The 20,387-nt window shown below is 74.0% G+C and carries 19 protein-coding genes; 12 read left to right on the top strand and 7 right to left on the bottom strand.

The genetic code is table 11. The features are described from left to right. The first annotated feature begins 28 nt into the window (after positions 1-28). The 3 genes from ABTY56_RS01635 (at position 29) to ABTY56_RS01625 (ending at position 3,625) form a co-directional block, all read left to right on the top strand. Complete coding sequence (locus tag ABTY56_RS01635) at positions 29-1,432, top strand: serine hydrolase domain-containing protein (protein ID WP_350625362.1); 1,404 nt, start codon at positions 29-31, stop codon at positions 1,430-1,432. A 427-nt stretch (positions 1,433-1,859) separates the two neighbouring features. Continuing rightward, positions 1,860-2,711, top strand: a complete 852-nt coding sequence (locus tag ABTY56_RS01630) for a GNAT family N-acetyltransferase (RefSeq protein WP_350625360.1) — start codon at positions 1,860-1,862, stop codon at positions 2,709-2,711. Beyond that, positions 2,708-3,625, top strand: a complete 918-nt coding sequence (locus ABTY56_RS01625; RefSeq protein WP_350625358.1) for a lysophospholipid acyltransferase family protein — start codon at positions 2,708-2,710, stop codon at positions 3,623-3,625. The genes ABTY56_RS01630 and ABTY56_RS01625 overlap by 4 nt, the downstream gene beginning before the upstream one ends. Before the next feature lie 23 nt (positions 3,626-3,648). Here ABTY56_RS01625 and ABTY56_RS01620 read toward each other — a convergent pair whose 3' ends face one another. Further along, entirely contained in the window at positions 3,649-5,301 is a 1,653-nt protein-coding gene (locus tag ABTY56_RS01620; RefSeq protein WP_350625356.1) for an MFS transporter, read from the bottom strand. A gap of 138 nt (positions 5,302-5,439) precedes the next feature. Here ABTY56_RS01620 and ABTY56_RS01615 point away from each other — a divergent pair, with 138 nt between their 5' ends. The 3 genes from ABTY56_RS01615 to ABTY56_RS01605 all read left to right on the top strand — a co-directional run bounded on the left by ABTY56_RS01615 (position 5,440) and on the right by ABTY56_RS01605 (position 8,374). Then, the gene (locus ABTY56_RS01615) at positions 5,440-6,159 is read left to right on the top strand and encodes a TetR/AcrR family transcriptional regulator (protein ID WP_350625354.1); all 720 of its coding nucleotides are present in this window, start codon (positions 5,440-5,442) and stop codon (positions 6,157-6,159) included. A gap of 100 nt (positions 6,160-6,259) precedes the next feature. Beyond that, the gene (gene pip / locus ABTY56_RS01610) at positions 6,260-7,213 is read left to right on the top strand and encodes a prolyl aminopeptidase (protein ID WP_350625352.1); all 954 of its coding nucleotides are present in this window, start codon (positions 6,260-6,262) and stop codon (positions 7,211-7,213) included. 162 nt (positions 7,214-7,375) lie between these two features. Next, positions 7,376-8,374, top strand: coding sequence for a YdcF family protein (locus tag ABTY56_RS01605; protein WP_350625350.1), 999 nt, complete (start codon positions 7,376-7,378; stop codon positions 8,372-8,374). 189 nt (positions 8,375-8,563) lie between these two features. Here the strand turns inward: ABTY56_RS01605 and ABTY56_RS01600 are convergent, their stop codons facing one another. Next, positions 8,564-9,112: a PaaI family thioesterase gene (locus ABTY56_RS01600; protein ID WP_350625348.1), complete on the bottom strand. Its 549-nt coding sequence runs from the start codon at positions 9,110-9,112 to the stop codon at positions 8,564-8,566. 219 nt (positions 9,113-9,331) lie between these two features. On the opposite strand from ABTY56_RS01600, the gene ABTY56_RS01595 reads away from it, so the two are divergent. Continuing rightward, the gene (locus ABTY56_RS01595; RefSeq protein WP_350625346.1) at positions 9,332-10,852 is read left to right on the top strand and encodes an extracellular catalytic domain type 1 short-chain-length polyhydroxyalkanoate depolymerase; all 1,521 of its coding nucleotides are present in this window, start codon (positions 9,332-9,334) and stop codon (positions 10,850-10,852) included. A gap of 56 nt (positions 10,853-10,908) precedes the next feature. Here the strand turns inward: ABTY56_RS01595 and mca are convergent, their stop codons facing one another. Together mca and ABTY56_RS01585 are read right to left on the bottom strand one after the other, a co-directional pair. After that, entirely contained in the window at positions 10,909-11,841 is a 933-nt protein-coding gene (mca, locus tag ABTY56_RS01590) for a mycothiol conjugate amidase Mca (RefSeq protein WP_350625344.1), read from the bottom strand. Positions 11,842-11,986: 145 nt separating this feature from the next. Continuing rightward, positions 11,987-13,432 (bottom strand): MDR family MFS transporter, encoded by a 1,446-nt coding sequence (locus ABTY56_RS01585; RefSeq protein WP_350625342.1) that lies wholly within the window; start codon positions 13,430-13,432, stop codon positions 11,987-11,989. 177 nt (positions 13,433-13,609) lie between these two features. Here ABTY56_RS01585 and ABTY56_RS01580 point away from each other — a divergent pair, with 177 nt between their 5' ends. Both ABTY56_RS01580 and ABTY56_RS01575 read left to right on the top strand, forming a co-directional pair. Further along, positions 13,610-14,284, top strand: coding sequence for a TetR/AcrR family transcriptional regulator (locus ABTY56_RS01580; protein WP_350625340.1), 675 nt, complete (start codon positions 13,610-13,612; stop codon positions 14,282-14,284). 58 nt (positions 14,285-14,342) lie between these two features. Then, positions 14,343-15,023, top strand: coding sequence for a DUF6445 family protein (locus ABTY56_RS01575; RefSeq protein WP_350625338.1), 681 nt, complete (start codon positions 14,343-14,345; stop codon positions 15,021-15,023). Between the two features lie 95 nt (positions 15,024-15,118). Here the strand turns inward: ABTY56_RS01575 and ABTY56_RS01570 are convergent, their stop codons facing one another. Beyond that, positions 15,119-15,742, bottom strand: coding sequence for an endonuclease (locus ABTY56_RS01570; RefSeq protein ID WP_350625336.1), 624 nt, complete (start codon positions 15,740-15,742; stop codon positions 15,119-15,121). A 61-nt stretch (positions 15,743-15,803) separates the two neighbouring features. Between ABTY56_RS01570 and murQ the strand changes: the two genes are divergently transcribed. After that, a complete protein-coding gene (murQ, locus tag ABTY56_RS01565; RefSeq protein ID WP_350625334.1) occupies positions 15,804-16,886 on the top strand; it encodes an N-acetylmuramic acid 6-phosphate etherase in 1,083 nt (360 codons plus the stop codon). Between the two features lie 135 nt (positions 16,887-17,021). Further along, positions 17,022-17,171 carry a hypothetical protein gene (locus ABTY56_RS01560; protein ID WP_350625332.1) on the top strand — a complete coding sequence of 50 codons (150 nt, stop codon included), beginning with the start codon at positions 17,022-17,024 and terminating at the stop codon, positions 17,169-17,171. 64 nt (positions 17,172-17,235) lie between these two features. Here the strand turns inward: ABTY56_RS01560 and ABTY56_RS01555 are convergent, their stop codons facing one another. Next, entirely contained in the window at positions 17,236-17,733 is a 498-nt protein-coding gene (locus tag ABTY56_RS01555; protein ID WP_350625330.1) for a hypothetical protein, read from the bottom strand. Between the two features lie 224 nt (positions 17,734-17,957). Here ABTY56_RS01555 and ABTY56_RS01550 point away from each other — a divergent pair, with 224 nt between their 5' ends. Then, on the top strand, positions 17,958-19,277 hold the full coding sequence (locus ABTY56_RS01550; RefSeq protein WP_350625328.1) for a cytochrome P450: 1,320 nt from the start codon (positions 17,958-17,960) through the stop codon (positions 19,275-19,277). A 90-nt stretch (positions 19,278-19,367) separates the two neighbouring features. On the opposite strand, the gene ABTY56_RS01545 is transcribed toward ABTY56_RS01550, so the two are convergent. Beyond that, positions 19,368-20,384, bottom strand: a complete 1,017-nt coding sequence (locus tag ABTY56_RS01545; RefSeq protein ID WP_350625326.1) for a HEAT repeat domain-containing protein — start codon at positions 20,382-20,384, stop codon at positions 19,368-19,370. Positions 20,385-20,387 lie beyond the last annotated feature (3 nt).

Raw genomic sequence — 20,387 nt, 5'->3', positions numbered from 1 at the left:
GGGGCCGGACTGGGCTACTGTCCGTCGGATGTCGACGACTTTCGAAGGCCACATGACCGACCTGCCCCCCGAGCTGCTGCCGGGCACCCGCCGCGCCCTGCTGCACCGGGTCGCCGTCACCCAGGCCGAGGGGCGCGCGCCCGCCGTGGTCGCCGGGGTGGTGCGGGACGGGCAGCCGGTGTGGAGCGGCGCCCGCAGCATGATCGACGGGCACGCGCCCACCCCCGACGTCCAGTTCCGGATCGGCTCGCTCACCAAGACCTTCGTCGCCGTACTGGTGCTGCGGCTGCGCGACGAGGGCCTGCTCGACCTCGCCGACCCGCTCTCCCGCCACCTGCCCGGCACCGCGGCCGACGACGCGACCGTCGCCCAGCTGCTCTCGCACTCCTCGGGGCTCGCCGCGGAGACCCCCGGCCCGTGGTGGGAGCGGACCGAGGGCTCGCTGCGGCCCGGCCTCGCCGACCTGCTGGAGGCCGAACGCCCGCTCAAGCACCCGGCCGGCCGCCTCCTCCACTACTCCAACCCCGGCTACGCGCTGCTCGGCGCGCTGGTGGAGAAGCTGCGCGGCGAACCCTGGGGCGAGGCGCTGCGCCGCGAGGTGCTGGCCCCGCTCGGCATGGACCGCACCACGCTGCTGCCCGAGCACCCGCACGCCGGGGGCTTCGCCGTCCACCCGTGGGCCGACGTCATGCGGCCCGAACCGCTCACCGACACCGGCCTGATGGGCCCGGCCGGCCAACTCTGGTCCACCGGCACCGATCTGGCCCGCTGGGCGGCCTTCCTCACCTCGGGCGACGACAAGGTGCTCTCCACCGGAACCCTCGCCGAGATGCGCCGCCCCGTCGTCGCCCCGCTCGACGACGCGTGGACCACGACCTTCGGCCTCGGCCTGCAACTGCTCCGCCACGAGGGCCGGTTGCTGTACGGGCACTCCGGCTCGATGCCCGGGTTCACGGCGGGCCTGTGGGTCAGCGCGGCCGACGGACTGGCCGCTTACGCGCTCGCCAACGCCACCAGCGGCGCCAACACCCCGCTGCTGGCCGCCCAGTTGATCGCACTCACCGCCGAGCAGGAGCCCCGGCTGCCCGAACCCTGGCGCCCGCTGCCCGAGGTCGACCAGGAGCTTCTGGCGCTCACCGGCCCCTGGTACTGGGGCGCCGCCCCGAACGTGCTGCGGCTGCGGCCCGGCGGCGTCCTGGAGCTCACCCAGCTCGCGGGCGGCACCCGGGGCTCGCGCTTCCGGCCCGAGCCGGACGGCACCTGGACCGGCCTGGACAACTACTACGCGGGGGAGACCCTGCGGGTGGTCCGGGGCTCCGACGGCACGGTCAGCCACCTCGACATCGGCTCCTTCGTCTACACCCGCGAACCGTACGCCCCGGCCGACGCCGTCCCGGGCGGCGTCGAGCCGGAGGGCTGGCAGGCGATGTGAGCAGGATGCACGAGAGCACCCGGTGAGCAGGACGGACAAGGGCACCGGGTGAGCCGGGTGGGTCGGCCGCGGTGACCGGGTCTGCGGGGATGACCGGGGTGACCGGGGTGACCGGGGTGACCGGGTCTGCGGGGGTGACCGAGGTGACCGGGGTGACCGGGTCTGCGGGGGCGTGCGGTGCAGCCGTACGCCCCCGTTGTCCACCCCTTGCGAACGACCGCCCGGTGCCGGTCGGATGACCGGCAGGCCACGGGTGGTCCCATTCAACAGGTGCACATCTGCGCTCCGCCGGGCCGCAACGTGAATGCCAACCGGCTCGGAGAGACATACCGAGACCGGTTCGCGTCCATGCCCAACCACCTGCGGACCGGGACGGTGCCCTGGCGATCCTCGGCACCGCCGATCGTGCTGCCCTGGAGGGTCCGCCATGACCACCGTCCCCACGTACGCTCCGTCCGCAGTAGCCCCCACCCACGACACCCCGGCGGTCCCCGCCCCCCGCCACCGCACCACCCCGGCCCCCGCGCCCACCGCCGCCCCCGCCTACACCGTCTCCCTCGCCCGCGACGAGGACGACGTGCGCGCCGCCCAACGGCTGCGTCACCAGGTGTTCGGCGCCGAGCTGGGCGCCGTCCTGCACAGCCCGGTCGCGGGCCTGGACGTCGACCCGTTCGACGAGTACTGCGACCACCTCCTGGTCCGCGAGAGCGAGCAGGGCACCGTCGTCGGCACCTACCGGCTGCTGCGCCCCGAGGCGGCCCGACGGGCCGGACGGATGTACTCCGAGGGCGAGTTCGACCTGTCCGCCCTGGCGCCGGTCCGCCCCGGCCTGGTCGAGCTCGGACGCTCCTGCATCCACCCGGACCACCGGGGCAACGGCGCCGTCATCAACCTGATGTGGGGCGGCATCGCCCGCTACCTCGCCGACACCGGCAACACCTGGGTCGGCGGCTGCTGCTCCATCGGCCTCGACGACGGCGGCGCCACCGCGGCCCGGGTCTGGGACACCGTCAGCGCCAAGCACCTGGCCCCCGCCGAGTACCGGGTCGCCCCGCACCGCCGCTGGGACGCCACCGGTGTGCCGCGCGCCGAGCGGGGAGCGCTGCCGGCCCTGCTCCGCGGCTACCTGCGGCTGGGCGCCTGGGTCTGCGGGGAGCCCGCGTACGACCCGGACTTCGACTGCGCGGACCTGTACGTGCTGCTCTCGCTGGAGCGCACCGACCCGCGCTACCTGCGGCACTTCCTCGCCGGGCTGCCCGGCACGGGCACCGCGTCATGAGCGTCTGGCTGCCCACGGCGACCTGCCGGCCCGAGACCTGCCTGGCCGACCCCTCCCCGGAGGTCTCCCACGCCCGGCGGGTGCTGCGGTTGACGGCCTGTCTGGCGGTGGTCGTGGCGGGCGTGGTGCTCAGCCTGCCGGTCCGCCTCTTCCCGAGCGACGGCCGGGAGCGGCTGGTCCGGCTCTGGGCCCGCGTCCTGCTGCGCACGCTCGGGGTGACCGTCCACCTTGCCGGGCCCGGCACCGGGGCCGGGGCCGGGGCCGGGGCCGGGAGCACCGGTCCCGGTGGCGGGCATGGCGGCAGGCATGGCACCGGACCCGGCGGCGGGCATGGCACCGGACCCGGCGGCGGAGGTGGCGGCGGGGTGCTCGTGGTGGCCAACCACGTGTCCTGGCTGGACATCCCGTTGCTGGCCGCCGGACGGCCCGGCCGGTCACTGGCCAAGACCGAGGTCCGGCAGTGGCCGGTGCTCGGCCCGCTGGTCGCGTGGGGCGGCACCGTCTTCCTGGACCGCGACCGGCTGCGGACCCTGCCGGACACCGTCGCCGCGGTGGCCGAGGAGCTGCGCGCCGGACACCCGGTGATCGTCTTCCCGGAGGGCTCGACCTGGTGCGGGCGGGAGAGCGGTCGGTTCCGGCCCGCGCTGTTCCAGGCCGCGGTGGACGCGGGCGCCTGCGTCCAGCCGGTGACCATCCGCTACCGGCTGGCGGACGGGCGGCCCACCAGCGTCCCCGCCTTCGTCGGGGACGACGGGCTGCTCACCTCGCTCGCCCGGGTGGTCGCGGCGCGCGGGCTGGTCGCCGACGTGACCTTCCTGCCGCCGATCCCGCCGCCCGCTCCGCGGCCCACCCGCGCGGGCGCCCGACGCGACCTGGCCCGCGCGGCGCAGGCGGCCATCGAAGGGATCCACTGACCGGCCGCCACGGCGGCGGCCGGTCAGGCCCGGTGGGCCTCGGCAGACTCCACGGACTCGACGGACTCCACCGACTCGGCAGACTCGGCAGACTCCACCGACTCGGCGGACTCCGACGGCTGCGGGCGCCGTACGGCGACGGCACCGCCCGGGGCGACCGGTCCGGCCCGGCCGAGCAGCACGGCGACCAGGACCGCGGTGACGGCGAGCGCGGCCGCACCGCACAGGACGGCGAGGTGGATGCCGTCGATGAACGCACCGTCCACCGCGTCCCGGACCGGGCCGGGAAGGGGAGCCGACGGCGCCGACGCCCCCGGGCCGCCGGCGCCGTGCAGCGCGCCGGCGGGCGCGCCCGCGATCGGGCCGATCGCCTCCGGCGGGACGCCGAGCCGGTGCAGGGCGGCCGTCAGGGAGTCCGTCAACCGGTTGGTCAGCACGGCGCCCAGCACGGCGATCCCCAGGACGCCGCCGAGCTCCCGCAGCGTGTTGACGGTCGCCGAGGCCATCCCCGTCTGCGTCGGGGAGACCCGCGTCATCACCGCGATCGACACCGGGGTGAAGGTCAGCCCCATCCCGAGGCCCATCGCGAACAGCGTCCACAGGTACTGCGGGTAGCGGGCGTGGTCGCCGTACAGCGCCAGTCCGCCGAGGCCCGCCGCGCACAGCGCGAGGCCGAGCACCAGCGGCGGCCGGGGACCATACCGCGCGGTCAGCCGGCCGGACAGCGGCGCAGCGACCACCAGCATCGCGGTCATCGGCAGCCCGGCGTAGCCGGCCGCAGCCGGGGACCACCCGAGGGTGCCCTGCATCATCAGTGGCAGGAAGAACAGCGCGCCGAACATCCCGAAGCTGACCATGAAGCCGCTGAGCAGCGCGCCGCCCAGGGCCCCGTCACGGAACAGCCGAAGCTCCACCATCGGCTCGGTGAGGCGCAGTTCGAGCGCCAGGAAGGCGATCAGCAGGACGACGGCCGCGGCGCCGCAGCCGAGCACCCGGGCATCGGTCCAGCCCCGGGACGGCCCTTCGACCAGTGCGTAGACCAGCAGCGCCAGGCCGGTGGCGGACAGGGCGAGGCCGCCGAGGTCGATCCGGCGCGGTCGCGGCGGGATGTCCGGCAGGACGCGCACCGCGAGCAGCAGCCCGGCGACGCCGATCGGCACGTTGATCCAGAACACGCTGGCCCAGCCGAGGTGCTCGACCATCGGGCCGCCGACTACCGGGCCCACCGAGAGGCCGAGCGCGGAGACCCCGGACCAGGTGGCGATGGCTCCGGCCCGCTCGCGCTCGTCGGTGAAGACGTGCCGCAGCAGCGCGAGGCTGCCGGGGGTGAGCAGGGCTGCCCCGACGCCCTGCAGCATCCGGGCGCCGACCAGCACACCGATCGTCCCGGCGAGGGCGGCGAGGGCCGAGCCCGCCGTGAACAGGGCGAGGCCGAGGCGGAACACCTTGGTGCGGCCGTACCGGTCGCCGAGCGCGCCACCGGTCAGCACGAGGGCCGCGTAGACCAGGCTGTAGCCCTCGGCGATCCACTGCAGGCCGCTGATCCCGGTGTCCAGGTCCTGCCCGATGCGGGGCAGGGCGTTGTTGACGATGACGTTGTCCAGCATGGACATGAACATGGTGACGCAGAGCGTGAGCAGCGCGAGCCGCCGACGGCGGGCGCTCGACCCGTCCATGGATTCCCTCCCGAGCATGAGCACCTAACACTGTTAGGGGTTGATCCGGCAGCCACAGAGTGCCCCTAACGGTGTTAGATTGCAAGTGGGACATCCACGACGGCACCGCACGACAGCACGGGAGGCGTCCGCACAGCCATGGCGGAGAACGACGCGACCACGCCGGGGAACGGCGCGACCCCACCGGAGAAGAGCACCGGGACACCCGCCCTGACCAGGGAGGCCCTCGCCCAGGCAGCCCTGCGCGTACTGGAACGGGACGGCCTCGCCGGGCTGTCGATGCGCAAGGTCGCCGCCGAGGTCGGCGTCAAGGCGGCCTCGCTGTACTGGCACGTGCGCAACAAGGAGGAACTGCTCGACCTGCTCAACGACGCCATCATGGCCTCGGCCGAGCCCCCGCCCCGCGAGGGCGACTGGCGCGCGCAGCTCCGCGGCTACTGCTGGCGCCACCGCCGGCTCCTGCACGACAACCGCGACGCCGCGAAGGTCGTCGCCGGCCGCCTCGCCCCCGGACCCCACGTGTTCGGGCTGCTGGAGGACCAGCTGGACCGACTGCGGGAGGCCGGGTTCTCCGACGCGCACGCCGCCCTGACGACCTACCTGCTGAGCTCCTTCGTCCAGGGCTTCGTCCTGCAGGAGCAGTCGCCGATCTCGGCCGCCGAGGCCGGCGGGGCCAGCCGGCTCGACGCCGTCACCGCGGTCCGCGACCGCTTCCGCGCCCTGCCCGTCGAGGCCTTCCCCAACCTGGTCGAGCTGGCCGGCGACCTCACCGAGCCCGACCTCGACGTCCGGTTCGAGTTCTGCGTCGAACGCATCCTCGACGGCCTCGCGACGCTGCTGCCGCCGGAACGGCGCTGATCCGGCCCCGCCCACCGCGTCCCGACTGCCCCACCCGTACCGGGACTGCGGGGTAGGCTCGCCGAGCACCCCTGCCCGTACGACCACGGAGGAGTCACCGATGCCCGGCCCGTACCCGATCCACGAACCTTACGCCCAGGGCCTGTTGGACGTCGGCGACGGGCAGCGGATGTACTGGAACGCCTCCGGCAGCCCGGCGGGGACCCCGGCCGCGGTGGTGCACGGCGGGCCCGGCTCCGGCCACAGCCCGGGCGCCCGGCGGTACTTCGACCCGGAGCGCTACCACGTCGTCCAGTTCGACCAGCGCGGCTGCGGGCGGAGCCTGCCGCACGCCGCCGATCCGTCGACCGTGATGGAGCACAACACCACCGGCCACCTGATCGCCGACATGGAGCGGCTGCGGGAACACCTCGGCATCGACAAGTGGCTGCTGTACGGCGGTTCGTGGGGCTCCACGCTGATCCTCGCGTACGCCCAGGCCCACCCGGAGCGGGTCTCCGGGATCGTGATCTGCGGGGTCACCACGACCTCCGACGACGAACTCGACTGGCTCTACCGGGGCGTCGCCCGGCTGATCCCCGGACCGTGGGAGGAGTTCCGGGACTTCCTGCCGGCCGCCGACCGGGACGGCGACCTCCTCGCCGCCTACAGCCGGCTGCTCGACAGCCCCGACGAGACCGTCCGACGGGCCGCCGCCAACGCCTGGGCCACCTGGGAGGACGCGGTCATCTCGCACGAGGCGCTGGGCAAGCCGAACGCGTACACCGACCGCCCCTCCGACGCCCTGATCGCCTTCACCCGGATCACCGCGCACTACTTCTCGCACGGGGCCTTCCTGGAGGGCGGTCAACTGCTGCGCGACGCCGGGCGGCTGACCGGGATCCCGGCCGAGCTGATCCACGGCCGGCTCGACCTCGGCTCACCGCTCGGCACCGCCTGGAAGCTCGCCAAGGCCTGGCCGGACGCCCGCCTGACGGTCATCGACGAGTCCGGGCACACCGGGAGCCCGCGGATGACGGAGGCGGTCCTGGCCGCGATCGAGCGCTTCGCCTGAGCGTCCGGGACGGGCGACGGCGGCCGGGATCCGCGTGGGGCCGGCCACGATTCGCGCTGGCACGGCCGTGAGTTTGCGCGGGCACGGCGGTGATTTCGCACGGGCACGGCCGGTTCGTTCGCCCCAAGTGGCCCATCCCAATGACCCCCTACGATACGACGCATGATCGCCTACGCCCCAGCCGCCCTGTTCTTCGTGTTGTTCGGAGTCGGGGTACTGCGCGACCGCCGCCAGTTCAGCAACGCCGTCTTCCTCGGCATCGCCGTCTCGCTCCTCTCGCTCGCCCTGCTCACCGAACTCCGCCGGGCCCCCAGCCTGGTGGTGGAGGGCGTCGCGGCCGCGATCATCCTGCTGCCGGCCTTCGGCACCGTGGCCCTGGTCTGGTTCCTGATCGCCAACGGGATGACCATGATCCGCAAGGAGGGCAGACGGCCCGCCAACCTGCTGTCGCTGCTCGCCGGACTGGGCATCATCGCCGTCACCCTGCTGCTGCTCGCCGCCCTCGCCACCGGCTCCCGGCGGCTGGCCGTCCTGGCGGGCACCGCCGTCCTGGTGGTGCTCTACGTCTCGTTCCTGTTCGTCTGCTTCGTCGGCTACGCGTTCCTGTACAGCCGCCACCGGCCGCACCGGAACGTCGACTTCGTGGTCGTCCTCGGTTCCGGGCTGATCGGCGGCGAGCGCGTCCCGCCGCTGCTGGCCAGCCGACTGAACCGGGGCCGTGAGGCGTACGAGAAGCAGGCCGCTCGGGGCAACCCCCCGGTGCTGATCACCTCGGGCGGCCAGGGGCCGGACGAGAAGCTGCCGGAGTCCCACGCGATGGCCGACTACCTGACCGAACGCGGATTCCCGGCCGAGCACATCGAACGGGAGGACCGCTCGCGCACCACCGAGGAGAACCTGCTCTTCAGCAAGGCCGTCATGGAGCGGGCCAAGCCCGACTACCAGTGCGTCGTGGTCACCAACAACTTCCACGCCTTCCGGGCGGCGCTGCTCGCCCGCAAGACCGGTGTCAACGGACACGTGCTCGGCTCGCCCACCGCCCGGTACTACTGGCCGAGCGCGACCATCCGTGAGTTCGCGGCGGTGTTCCTCTCGCACAAGCTCGTCAACTTCGGGATCTGCGGACTCCTCGCGCTCTGCGGGGTGCTCGCGGCGCTCTGAGCAGCCCCGGTTCCGGGCCCCGGGCTTCGGGTTCCGTCGGGTCCCGTCGGGCGCTGCCGGTTTCCGTGGGACTCGGTGGGGCTCAACGGGGCTCAATCGGGGCTCAGTCGGGGCTCAGTGGGGGCGTGCCCCGGCCGCTTCGGCGGCCGGGGCACGGTCGTTCCGCCGACCGCTCGCTCCGCGGGCCCGTCAGACCGACGGACGGGGCGTCAGGATCGCGCAGGTGGTGGTGGCGTGCGCGTAGAGCTTGCCGTTCTCCGCGCCGACCACCCGGGCCTCGGCGGTCGCCATCGTCCGGCCCAGGTGCAGCACTTCGGCCTCGCAGCGCACCGGCGCCGAGTCGGCGAACAGCGGCCGCAGCATGTGCACGTTCAGCTGCGTGGTCGTGTAGCCCAGCCCGGCGGGCAGCTTGCTCAGCACGGCGCAGCCGAGCGCCGAGTCGAGCAGGGTGGCCAGGTAGCCGCCGTGCACGGTGTTCATCGGGTTGTGGAGGTGGTCGCCGAAGTGGCCCTCGAACACGGCCGTTCCCGGCTTCACCTCGGTGAGGTGGAAGCCCATGGTGCTGCAGATCGAGGGCTCCGGGATCCGCCCGGCGATCCACTCCAGCAGGATCTCCTCGCCGGTCAGGTGGGAGTACTCGGCGATCGGCGGCCCGGCCGTCCAGGTGTGGGTCCGGGTGCGCAGCTCCTGGCCGTCCGGACGCTGCTGCTCGTCGGATTCGATCTCGGAAGTCGTCATGTGATCAACCTGCCCGGTTCGGTGATCCGTCTCAAGTGCCTTCCGGTGTACGGCAGGGCAACCTCCGCCCGGGCGCACCCCGAGCGGCGGGGCGAACCATGGCGGATCGCGCCATGCGCGGGCGGCGGACCTCGGGTGACCACCACATGGCTCCGGGGTGCGCGGCGCGCCACGCTGCACGGGATCCGCCCCCGCCGCCTCCCCCACCCAGGAGTCCCCATGCCCCTGCGCCCCGTCGCCGCCGCGCTGTTGGCCGTTGCCGCCCTCGCGGTCCCCACCGCCGCGCCCGTCCCCGCCACGGCGGACACCAGCCCCTCCGTCACCGGCTCCCCTGCCGTCGCCACGAGCACCGCCACCGCCGTCCTCGCCGTGGCCGCCGCCGACCCGGTGAGCGGCACGTTCCAGCAGGTCACCGGGTTCGGCCCGAACCCGGGCAACCTGGCGATGTACACCTACACCCCCGCCGCACTGCCCGTCGGCGCCCCCCTGGTGGTCGCCCTGCACGGCTGCCTGCAGAACGCCACCGACTACTACCGCGACTCCGGCTGGACCACGCTCGCCGACCGCTACGGCTTCGCCGTGGTGTTCCCGCAGACGGGCAGCGCCAACAACAGCCTGTCCTGCTTCAGCTGGTTCGACACGGGCAAGGACGCCCGGGGCGTCGGCGAGGCCGAGTCGGTGGTCGAGATGGTCGCCAAGGCCGAGGCCCTGTACGGCTCGGACGCCCGGCGGGTGTTCGCCACCGGGCTCTCCGCCGGTGGCGGGATGACCGCCGACCTGCTGGCCGACTACCCCGACGTGTTCGCCGGCGGGGCGGTCGACTCCGGTCTGCCCGCCCACTGCGCCACCACCCAGGGCGCAGCCTCGGGCTGCCAGAACAACGACCAGGGGCTCACCCCGGCGCAGTGGGGCGACAAGGTCCGGGCCGCGTACCCGGGTTACACCGGACCGTGGCCCCGGGTGGCGATCTGGCAGGGCAGCGCCGACACCGTGGTCCGGCCGGTGAACGCGACCGAACTGCGCGACCAGTGGACCGACGTCCAGGGCGTCGACCGCCGGCCCACCAGCACCCGGAGCCTCCCGGGCGGCACCAGCCAGGAGCTCTACGCCGACGCCTCCGGGCGCCCCGCCGTGGCACTGTTCACGGTCAGCGGGATGGGCCACGGACTGGCTGTCCACCCGGGCTCCGGGCCCGACCAGTGCGGGGCGACCGGCGCCTACTTCCTCGACACGATCTGCTCCGGCTACTACACCGCGCAGTTCTGGGGCCTGGACGGCGGCACCGGACCGACTTCCCCCGGCCTGCCCGCCCCGGTCGGGCTGACCGCCACCCCGGCCGGGGCGAGCTCGATCACCCTCGGCTGGCAGGCCGTCAACGGTGCCGCCTCGTACCGGGTCTACCGCGACGGCACGCAGGTCGGTACCCCCGGCGGCCCGTCGTTCACCGACACCGGTCTCACCGCCGGCACGACCTACGGCTACACCGTCGCGGCGGTCGACGCGACCGGCGCGGTGGGCGCCCGATCGGCGACGGTCACGGCGACCACCTCCGGAAGCGCACCCCAGTGCTTCACCGCGAGCAACTACGACCAGGTGCTGGCCGGCCGCGCCACCCGGAGCGGCGGCCTGACCTACGCGCTCGGCTCGGGCCAGAGCATGGGCCTCTGGAACACCTTCGTCACCCACACCCTCAGGCAGACCGGCCCGGGCTACTTCGTGCTCGCCGACGGCCTGTGCTGAGCCGGCGACAACCGAAGCAGCAACGACGGACGCCGCGGCGGCCTCCGGCTCCGGGATCATCCCACCCCCTCACCTGCCCGGAGCCCGGCGAACAGGTCGCTCTCGACCCCGCCCGCTCCGGCTGCCCCGGCTGCCCTGCCCGCCCCGGTCGCCCCGGCTGATGTGGGCACCCGGCTCCGGGCCAGGTGGTAGTCCTCGGTCGGCCAGACCTCGCGCTCGATGTCCCGCGGGTGGGCCATGAACGCGACTCCCGGGGCGACCTGGGTGGCGTGCGCCAGCAGCGCGGCGTCCCGTACGGCGAACTGCTCGGCGCACGTGATCCGGGTGGTGGTCGCCAGGGCGGGCGGGGTGTCGGGCCACTCGGCGAGCAACTCGCCCATGGCCGACGGGACACCATGCTGCGTCATGCCGTCGTGCAGCGCCTGGAACCAGGCCCGGGAGAGCGCCAGATGGTAGTAGAGCTTGGCGGCCTGCCAGGGCGAGCCCGCCCCGGGGTAGCACGCCGGATCGGCGGCGGCTTCGAACGCCGCCACGGTGACCCGGTGGGTCATCACGTGGTCCGGGTGCGGGTACCCGCCGGTCTCGTCGTAGGTGATCACCACGTGCGGACGGAACTCGCGGATCAGGGCGACCAGCGGCGCCGCGGCGACGTCGAGCGGCTGGGCGGCGAAGCAGCCCTCGGGCAACGGTTCGTCCGGCCCCGGCATCCCGGAGTCCACGAAACCGAGGAACTGCTGGCGCACCCCGAGGATCTCCCGGGCGGCCGCCATCTCCTCACGCCGGATCCGGGCGAGGTCGGCCCGGACCTCGGGGCGGTCCATCGCCGGGTTGAGCACCGAGCCGCGCTCACCGCCGGTGCAGGTGGCGACCAGGACCTCCACCCCCTCGGCGGCGTACCGGGCGAGGGTGGCCGCGCCCTTGCTCGACTCGTCGTCGGGGTGCGCGTGCACGGTGAGCAGGCGCAGATCGCCGGGGTGCTTGGTGAACACAGGTACCTCCGTGGATATCGATGGGTCGATCAGTCGACCGAAGGACTGTCGGTCCCACGGCGGCCGATCAATGGACGGCCGATCAATGGACGGCCGTTCAGAGGACGGCAGTTCGAAGGGCAGACGACCGGGAAGTGGCGGTCAGTCAGGCAGTGCTCTTGCGGGTGTTCGGGTAGAGCCAGGCCGGCGCGATCGCCAGCGCGGACAGGGCCAGCACCCACCAGAAGGTCTCCCCGAAGGCCGCGCCCGGCCGCTCCGGATGTCCGTGCTGCGCCTGCTGGAGGGCCAGCGTCAGCACCGCCGTGCCGAGCGCCCCACCGACCCGGTTCAGCACGTTGACCGCGCCGGCCGCCGCCGGGACCTGGGCCTTCTCGACGCTCCCGTACACCGCTGCCAGGCCGGGGATCGCGATGATCCCCATGCCCGCGCCGCGCAGCGCCAGCGAGGCGGCGATCAGCCAGTGGGCCGGATCGGAGCCGCTGCCCAGCCGGGTGAACGCGAGCGTGCCGACCAGCGAGCAGGCGATACCGGTCATGATCAGCGGACGGGGCGCGAGGCGGTCGGTTATTCGGGCGGCCAGCATCGCGGTGACCGCCGTGCCGAGGGCCTGCGGAGCGAGCAGCAGTCCGGCCTCCACCGCCCCGGCGTGCTGAACCTGCTGGTAGTAGAGCGGCACCAGGAACATCGAGCTGTAGAGCGCGGCACCCTGCAGGAAGCTGTTCGCCGTCGCCACGGCGAAGCCGCGCCGGGCGAACAGCCGCAGGTCGATCAGCGGCGTCCTCGCCCCACCGCGCCCCACCCGCAGCGCGTACCCGCCGTAGACCGCCACCAGCACCGCTCCCCCGGTGAGGACGGCCCAGCCGAGCGACCCGCCGTCACCGATCGTCGAGAACCCGTAGACCAGCCCGGTCAGGCCGGGTGAGAGCAGCAGCAGGCCGGTCACGTCCAGCCGGGGCTTCGGTGCCTCCGACGTCTCGTCGGCCGGCAGCCAGCGGGCGGCCAGCAGCAGCGTCAGCAGCCCGACCGGGATGTTCAGCAGGAACATCCAGCGCCAGTCGAGGTGCTCCAGCACCAGCCCGCCGAGGATCGGCCCCAGCACGGGGGCCAGGCTGATCGGGAGCATCAGGGTGCCCATCACCCGCCCGACCCGGGACGGCCCGGCCGCCTGTACGATGATCGCCTGGCCGAGCGGTTGGATCATCCCGCCGCCGATCCCCTGCAGCACCCGGAAGGCGATCAGACTGCCCGTCGACCAGGCCAGACCGCACAGCGCCGATCCGAGGACGAACAGGACGACCGAGGCCAGCCACGCCCGCCGCGCCCCGAAGCGGCCGGCGGCCCAGCCCGAGAGCGGCATGGTCAGCGAGATCGCCAGCAGGTACCCGGTGGCCACCCACTGCACCGCCGCGATCGAGCTGTGCAGATCGCGGCCGACGGAGTCGATGCCGACGTTCACGATCGTGGTGTCCAGCAGCGCCAGGATCGGGCCCAGCGCGAGCACCGCGCCCATCTTCCACAGGCCCGGCGGAATCGCCTCCGGCTCCGGTGCGCGGACTCCCCCGCGGCCCTTCGCAGTGACGGATGTGGTCATGCGCCCTCCCCTGGTCGCTCCTTGAGCGAACCGCCCTCGAACCCTCCGGCGGTCACGCCGGCGGGCGGTCACCCCGGCGGTCACCCCGACCGCCCGAGAAGAACTTAGGACGGACCCAGCGATTGGGTCAAGCCTAATTCCTGTACCCGACCCAGCGAGCTGCGCTAGGCTCCCGCCATGACCGAGACCGGGACCACGCCGAACCTCCGCGAACTCAACAAGCGCCGCACCCGCGAGGCGATCTCGCACGCCGCGACCAGGCTCTTCATCGAGCAGGGCTTCGACCGGACGACCATCGCCGAGGTCGCGGCGGCCGCGGGCGTCGCCAAGATGACCGTCACCAACCACTTCCCGCGCAAGGAGGACCTCTTCTTCGACCTGCACGAGGAGCTCGTCGGCCGGCTCGCCCGGGCCGTCGCCGAGCGCGCGCCGGGCGAGTCCGCGCTCGCCGCGCTGCGCCGTGACTGCCTGGCCGGGATCGACCGGCACGACGCCCGGCTCGGCTTCTCCGGCCCGGCGTTCGCCCGCACGGTCTTCGACAGCCCGGCCCTGGTCGCCCGGCTGCGCGAGGTGCACGAGCAGTGCGAGACCGCCCTCGCCGAGGCGCTCGCCGCGGCCGTGCACGAGAGACCCGTCGGCTTCGAGAGCCGGGTCGCCGCCGCGCTCCTCGCCGCCGTCGACCGGGCGGTGTTCACCGAGGTGCTCCGCCGCACCCTGGCCGACGAGGCCCCCGCCGCGATCGCCGCCGCGGTCCGCCCCTCCGCCGTCCACGCGTACGACCGGCTGGAGGGCGCACTGGGCGGCTTCGCCGTACGGGAATCCGGCGATCCGGCCGGGACGGAGAACCCTTGACGAAAGGTTGACCTGCTCACGGCAGAAGGTTGACGATCACCGCCTCTATCGTCGGCCCATGCCCTCACAGCCCATCAGGCCGACCACGCTTCCGGTCCTGCCGTACCGCAAGCCCACCCGGGGCCGCGACTACTGGGTCCTGAACGACGTCCTGCCCGATCCGGACGCCGTCCGCGAGCGCTGTCTGGCCCGCGGCGAGTGGACCGAGGGATACCCGCACCGCCCCGAGACCTGGCCCGGCCTGCGCACCATGCCGGGCCTGGAGCCCGACGAACTGGCCCGGGTCGAGGGCCTGGTCCGCAAGGCCACCGGCGCCTCCCGGCTCTGGGTGCAGAGCACCCCGGGCGGCGGCACCCTCAACCACAACTGCGTCCAGGTGGTCGGCGCCGGGGAGTCGGAGTCCCGCCCGCACACGGACTCCCGCGCGCTCTGCCGCTACGCGGCCGTGCTCTACCTCAGCCCGGGCGCCCCCAAGGACGCCGGCACCAGCTTCTACCGCCAGCAGTTCCCCGGCGGCCGCCTCGGCGGCAACGTGGTCGACGCCCCGCACAACAACCTCGTCGAGGCGCTCGGCACCCGCCGCGTGCCCGCCGACCACTTCGTCGAGGACGTCCGCGTCCCCAACCGCTACAACCAACTGCTGCTCTACCACGCCAATCTGATCCACAGCGCCACCGGCTACTACGGCAACGAGCTGGCGGAGCGCCGGATGACGGCGGTGTTCTTCTGGATGGCCTGACGGCCTGACGGTGTGACCCGCTGACGGTGCCGGCCTGACGGTGTGACCCGCTGACGGCGGAACGCACTGACGGCCCGACGTCGCCGGCGGCCGGCTCAGGGAGCCCCGACGTGCGCCAGGCTCGCCCGCGTCAGCGCCGCCGCCCACCGGGCCACGTCCTGCGCCGCGACGAGCTCCGCCAGACCCGCGGGGCTCGTCGGCAGCCCCAGCGTCCGGGCTTCCGCCAGCACCCGCTCGTCGAAGTACGGTCGCAGTGAGGGCCAGACCGCCTGCGCCTCCCGCCGGAAGATCCCGGCCCCGACCGGCCCGATCCGGGGAAACTCCCGCAGCAGCTCGCCGATCCGCCCCGACTCGCCGCCGGCCTCCTCCCGCAGCCGCCGCAGATCACCGTGCCAACGGTCGAGCAGCAGCTCGGCGCCCGTCCCGAGCGCGGTGGCGGTGCTCTCGTCGTAGCGCACGTAGTGGGCCCGGCCGAGCGCGGCGACGAGCGTGCCGCGCCGGGCGTCGACCATCGCGCGCGGCGTCCGCAGCCCGGCGGCCGACAGCTCGCGCGCCGCCGCCGTCGCGGTGTCGGCGCTGATCCGCACCGAGCACAGCACGGTCAGGACGAGCAGCCGGTAGAGCGGCGAGGGCTTGTCGCGCAGCATGATCCCGGCCTCCTCCGCGTAGGTGCGGCCGAACCGGTCCAGCAGCTCGGCAACGGTCGTCTCCACGGCCATCACCTCCTCCCTCCCACGCTCGCCCTGATTCGGACCCTTCGCACCAGGGGACGCTCGCCGCATGAACCAGCACCCGACCGACCGGCACCCGACCGGCCAGGATCCGACGGACCACGACCACCCGGGCCACGACCAGGCGGACCACGACCAGGCGGACCACGACCGCCCGAACCACTACGACGCGAACCACGACCACCCGGACCGGCCCGCCGTGCCGCCGACCGAGACGGTCCGCCCCGAGTGGTCCTCGATCGACGAGCTGCCCACCGCCGATCTGCTCCGACTGATGAACGCCGAGGACCGCACCGTCGCCGCCACCGTCGGCGGACAGCTGGAGCGGATCGCCACCGTGGTCGACGCGGTGGCCGCCCGGATGGCGCGCGGCGGACGGCTGGTCTACGCCGGGGCCGGAACGGCCGGCCGACTCGGAGTACTGGACGCCGCCGAGTGCCCGCCGACCTTCGGCACCGACCCGGCAGTCGTCGTGGGCCTGATCGCGGGCGGCCGGAGGGCCGTGACGCAGGCCGCCGAGGGTGCCGAGGACCGCCCTGACCTCGCCGAGGCCGACGTGGCCGCGCTGGTCCTCACCCCCGCCGACGCCCTGGTCGGGATCTCCGCCTCCGGCCGCACGCCGTACGCGGTGGCGGCCGTCCGGGCCGCGCGGGCCGCCGGCGCACTGACCGTCGGGCTGGCCTGCAACCGCGGTTCGGCGCTGGCGGCCGCCGCCGAGCTGGCCGTCGAGGTGGAGGTGGGCCCCGAGGTGCTGGCCGGCTCGACCCGGCTCAAGGCGGGCACCGCGCAGAAGCTGGTGCTCAACATGCTGTCGACGGCCGTGATGGTCCGCCTCGGCCGGACGTACGGAAATCTGATGGTCGACGTCCGGGCCACCAACACCAAGCTGCGCGAGCGCGCCCGCCGGATCGTCGCCGAGGCCACCGGCGCCGACGACCGGAGCGTCAGCCACGCCCTCACCGCGACCGACGGACGGGCCAAGGACGCCATCCTGCTCCTGCTCGCCGACGTGGACGCCCCCACCGCCGCCCGACTCCTCACTGCCGCGAACGGCCACCTCCGCGAGGCCCTGACGGCAGCCCGGGACAGCCGATCCGACCCCACGCCGTTCCCTTCGGGTGAGCCGGCCTGACGATCCGGCGGGACCCTTCGGGCCTCCGCCACCGCCTCCGCCTCCACCGGCCCGAACCCTGTTCCGCGAGCGGCGCGTGTGCCATGCTGCACCGGCCAGGTTCCAGCAACTGATCGGACACTGATGATCCGTCGGATGGCCGCACTCGTGGTCGTAGCCGCCGCCCTGCTGCCCGTCACGACGGCGCACGACCGGCACGCCCCGACGTCCGCCGTCGCGCTCGACGACAGCGGCGCCTCCACCTCGGGGGGACACACGCAGACCCGCGAGCCCACTCACGGCTGAGCCGACCGGCTCCGCGGCGGGCGGGCGACGGCTGCCAGAACCGACCGGGTCAGTCCTGGTCCGGTCAGTCCTGGTCCAGCGCGGACAGCACGTCGCCGACCAGCCGGGTGGCGAAGTCGTTGCCGTTGCCGGAGATCCGGTTGATGTACTCGGCGAGCAGGACCGCGGTGGCCTCCATGGGGTTCATCTCGGCCTCCGTCCAGGAACCGTACTGCGCGCGCCACAGCGTCGGGCTCAGGCCGGTCCCCGCGGCGATGAGCAGAGCGGCCATCGTGGGGACCACTTCCGGACGGAAGGTCCTCGGCATCATCCGCATCGTGGCCACCAGGCTGGGCACCACGTGGTCGACCGCGTCCTCGTCATGCTCCTCGAACGCCGATCGCAGCCATTTCATGTACATGTAGACGAGCGTGCAGACGCCTTCCAGCAGCTCCTCGGCCTCCGTGGGGCCGTAGGACGCGACGATCTCGTCGACCATCCGCTGCCGTTCCGGGTCGTCCCCGCTCCTGCCGTCGTAGACGGCTCGGAGCCGGGAGTCGATCACCAGCAGTGCTGCACTCACATCGCCTACGGGAGCGTGTGCGGGGTCGCAGGGCGGCACGGGACTCCTTCTCGAGCATCCGGGTGGTTCCGGCGCGTCCCAGCGTAGGCGGCCGACCGGACGGCGTCCGGCGCATCGCGCCGGACCACCCCTGCGGGTGACGCGCCCGGTACGCCGCCCCGGCCCCCGCAGTGGTCGCGCACGGCGGGCGGGGAGAATCCGACGGGTCGTCACGAGGAGGCCCGATGAACATCCCCGGTCCCGAACCCCGCCCGGACGGCGGGGTGGGCGCCATCGCGCGGGCGGGCGGTCTGCACACCTACCAGCTGTGGTTGCACGCCGAGTTCGGACCGGTCGTGCGCTTCCAGCTGCCCGGCGCCGGGACCGCCGTGTCGATCGCCGATCCGGTGCTGCTGGAGGCCACGGCCCACCTCGACGAGCGGCCGGAGCGGCTCTTCTCCTTCCTGGACCCGTTGTTCGAGGCGGGCAACCTCCAGGTGCTCCCGGCCGACGAGCACGCCCCGTGGCGTCGTCTGCTGCTCACGGTCCTGGCCGGACGGCCCTCGCACGAACGGCACTTCGCCCGTTTCGCGGCCCTGGCGACCGGACTCGCCGACCGCTGGGCCGCCCTGCCCTCCGGCGGGCCCGTCGAACTCCAACGGGAGCTCACCGGGATCTCCCTCCAGATGATCTGCGGATATGCCCTGGGCGGTGAGGTCGAGGACCCGGACGCCGTGGTCGAGGCCTTCGAGATGGTGCTCGGCGACCACCTGGAGCGCCTCTACCTGCTTCCGGCGGCACAGGCCGCGGACCGGCGCGCCGAGCGGACCGCGCAGGCGCTCGCCCACCTGCGGGCGACGGCCGACGGGGTGATCGCGGCGCACCGTCCGGGCCGCCGCGACGACCGCAGCGACCTGGTCGGCTCCCTCGTGGAGGCCGGCGAGCGCCCCGCGCGGATCCGCGACACCGTCCTCGCGATGATGCTGGCCGCCCATCACACCACGGGCGTGGCCGTCTCCTGGACCCTGCACCTGCTCGGCTCGCACCCGGCGGAGGCCGAGCGCGCCGGCGAGGAGCTCGATCGCGTCCTCGGTGACCGCGCGGCGCCGGGCTACGCCGACCTGCAGCGGCTTCCGTACCTGGGCATGGTCCTCCGGGAGTCGCTGCGCCGCTACCCGCCCGGCCCGTACGGTGTCCGGCGGACCGCGGGGCCACTGGCCGTCGGCGGGTACGTGATCCCGGCCGGGGAGGTCGTCTTCTACCCGTTCTGGGCCGTCCACCTGAACCCCGCGTACTGGCCGGAGCCGGAGCGGTTCCGGCCGGAGCGCTTCACCCCGGAGGAGTCGGCCGGCCGCCCCCGGCTGGCGTGGATCCCCTTCGGCGTGGGCCCGCGCGGCTGCGAGGGGGCCCGACTGGCCACGGTGGAGGCCCTGTTGCTGCTGGCCGTCCTGCTCAAGCGCTTCCGCTTCCGGCCCGAGCCCGGCCACCCGGTGGTCCCGATCGAGCGGTTCGTCCTCTGGGCCGCGGACGACATCCGCATGCTGGCGGACCCGCGGACGGCGTAGTCGCCGGATACCGCGCGCCACTGCGACCCTGCGCCACGGCTTCCCCGCACCGCGGCGACGCTGCGTCACGCCGACCCCCGGGCGCCGCGGCTACCGTGCGTCGCCGCGCAGGGTGAGCACGTAGGTGGCGGTGAGCGCGACGGCACGGTCGTCGTCCCGGGTCAGGCCCGTGAGGGCGTGTGACGCCGTGCTGCCCGGGATGTCCGCGAGCGCCTGGGTCAGCCGTCGGCGGGCCGGCGTGCCGGTGGTGCCGCGGGTGAGACGGTCGACGAGCCCGGTGGCGATCCGCTCCGCCGACACGGGGTCAGCCGCCAACGTGCTCAGCGCATCGGCCGCGTCGACGTCGTTCCTCGCCTCGACGATCATGTCGATCAGCGTCGGGACCGCGTCGGCCACTCCGCGCTCCCCGAGCGCCAGGGCCGCGTACCCGCGGACCACGACGTCGGGGTGCGCGAGGGCGTCCCGCAGCACTGCGGTCGCCTCGTCGGTCGGGATCTCGGCGACGGACCGGACGGCACGTTCGCGCACCGCGGCCTCGGGTGAGCCGAGCCCCGTGGCCAACGGTGCGACCGCGTCCTCGCCCGACTGCGCCAGAGCCCACCGAAGGGCTCCCGCGACGATCGGGTCGGGCTCGCCCAGCACCGCCTCGGCCAGGGCCTCCACCGGTACGGACGTCTCCTCGACCGCGGCGACCGCGGCCAGGGCCGCGCGCTGCCGCGCCCCCGCATTGTTCGACTCCAGCGCCTGGAGGAGCGAGACGATCCGGAGGACGCCGTCCCAACCGCCCGGTTCCGCGGCACCGATCCGCCGCAGTCGGGTGAGCAGCTCCGTCTCCGCCGCGATGCGCTCCAGGGTCCGGCGGATCAGGTCGTCGACGAGCTCCGCGGGCGCGAAGCCGGGATCGTCGAGGGCGCGCCCGACGTCGCTCAGCGACAGCCCCAGTGAGCGCAGGCTCTCGATGTGGAAGATCCGCCGGATGTTCTCCTCGGAGTACTCCCGGTAGCCGGAACCGGTCCGACCCGACGGCCGCACCAGGCCCAGCGATTCGTAGTGCCTGAGCATGCGGGCACTGACCCCGGACCGCTGCGCGACGTCACCGATCAACACTGC

The organism is Kitasatospora sp. NPDC097691 (assembly GCF_040302665.1).
Classification (GTDB): Bacteria; Actinomycetota; Actinomycetes; order Streptomycetales; family Streptomycetaceae; genus Kitasatospora.
The sequence above is the reverse complement of the archived record's forward strand: the minus strand, read 5'-3'. Positions and strand labels throughout refer to the sequence as shown.

What these genes read in the sequence shown, in the direction of transcription:
- ABTY56_RS01550 (WP_350625328.1), top strand. Translation starts at nt 17,958, where the DNA reads ATGAACATCCCCGGTCCCGAACCCCGCCCGGACGGCGGGGTGGGCGCC.
- ABTY56_RS01615 (WP_350625354.1), top strand. Translation starts at nt 5,440, where the DNA reads ATGGCGGAGAACGACGCGACCACGCCGGGGAACGGCGCGACCCCACCG.
- ABTY56_RS01585 (WP_350625342.1), bottom strand. Translation starts at nt 13,432, where the DNA reads ATGACCACATCCGTCACTGCGAAGGGCCGCGGGGGAGTCCGCGCACCG.
- ABTY56_RS01575 (WP_350625338.1), top strand. Translation starts at nt 14,343, where the DNA reads ATGCCCTCACAGCCCATCAGGCCGACCACGCTTCCGGTCCTGCCGTAC.
- ABTY56_RS01580 (WP_350625340.1), top strand. Translation starts at nt 13,610, where the DNA reads ATGACCGAGACCGGGACCACGCCGAACCTCCGCGAACTCAACAAGCGC.
- murQ (WP_350625334.1), top strand. Translation starts at nt 15,804, where the DNA reads ATGAACCAGCACCCGACCGACCGGCACCCGACCGGCCAGGATCCGACG.
- ABTY56_RS01595 (WP_350625346.1), top strand. Translation starts at nt 9,332, where the DNA reads ATGCCCCTGCGCCCCGTCGCCGCCGCGCTGTTGGCCGTTGCCGCCCTC.
- ABTY56_RS01605 (WP_350625350.1), top strand. Translation starts at nt 7,376, where the DNA reads ATGATCGCCTACGCCCCAGCCGCCCTGTTCTTCGTGTTGTTCGGAGTC.
- ABTY56_RS01630 (WP_350625360.1), top strand. Translation starts at nt 1,860, where the DNA reads ATGACCACCGTCCCCACGTACGCTCCGTCCGCAGTAGCCCCCACCCAC.
- ABTY56_RS01635 (WP_350625362.1), top strand. Translation starts at nt 29, where the DNA reads ATGTCGACGACTTTCGAAGGCCACATGACCGACCTGCCCCCCGAGCTG.
- ABTY56_RS01625 (WP_350625358.1), top strand. Translation starts at nt 2,708, where the DNA reads ATGAGCGTCTGGCTGCCCACGGCGACCTGCCGGCCCGAGACCTGCCTG.
- ABTY56_RS01620 (WP_350625356.1), bottom strand. Translation starts at nt 5,301, where the DNA reads ATGGACGGGTCGAGCGCCCGCCGTCGGCGGCTCGCGCTGCTCACGCTC.
- pip (WP_350625352.1), top strand. Translation starts at nt 6,260, where the DNA reads ATGCCCGGCCCGTACCCGATCCACGAACCTTACGCCCAGGGCCTGTTG.
- ABTY56_RS01600 (WP_350625348.1), bottom strand. Translation starts at nt 9,112, where the DNA reads ATGACGACTTCCGAGATCGAATCCGACGAGCAGCAGCGTCCGGACGGC.
- ABTY56_RS01570 (WP_350625336.1), bottom strand. Translation starts at nt 15,742, where the DNA reads ATGGCCGTGGAGACGACCGTTGCCGAGCTGCTGGACCGGTTCGGCCGC.
- ABTY56_RS01560 (WP_350625332.1), top strand. Translation starts at nt 17,022, where the DNA reads ATGGCCGCACTCGTGGTCGTAGCCGCCGCCCTGCTGCCCGTCACGACG.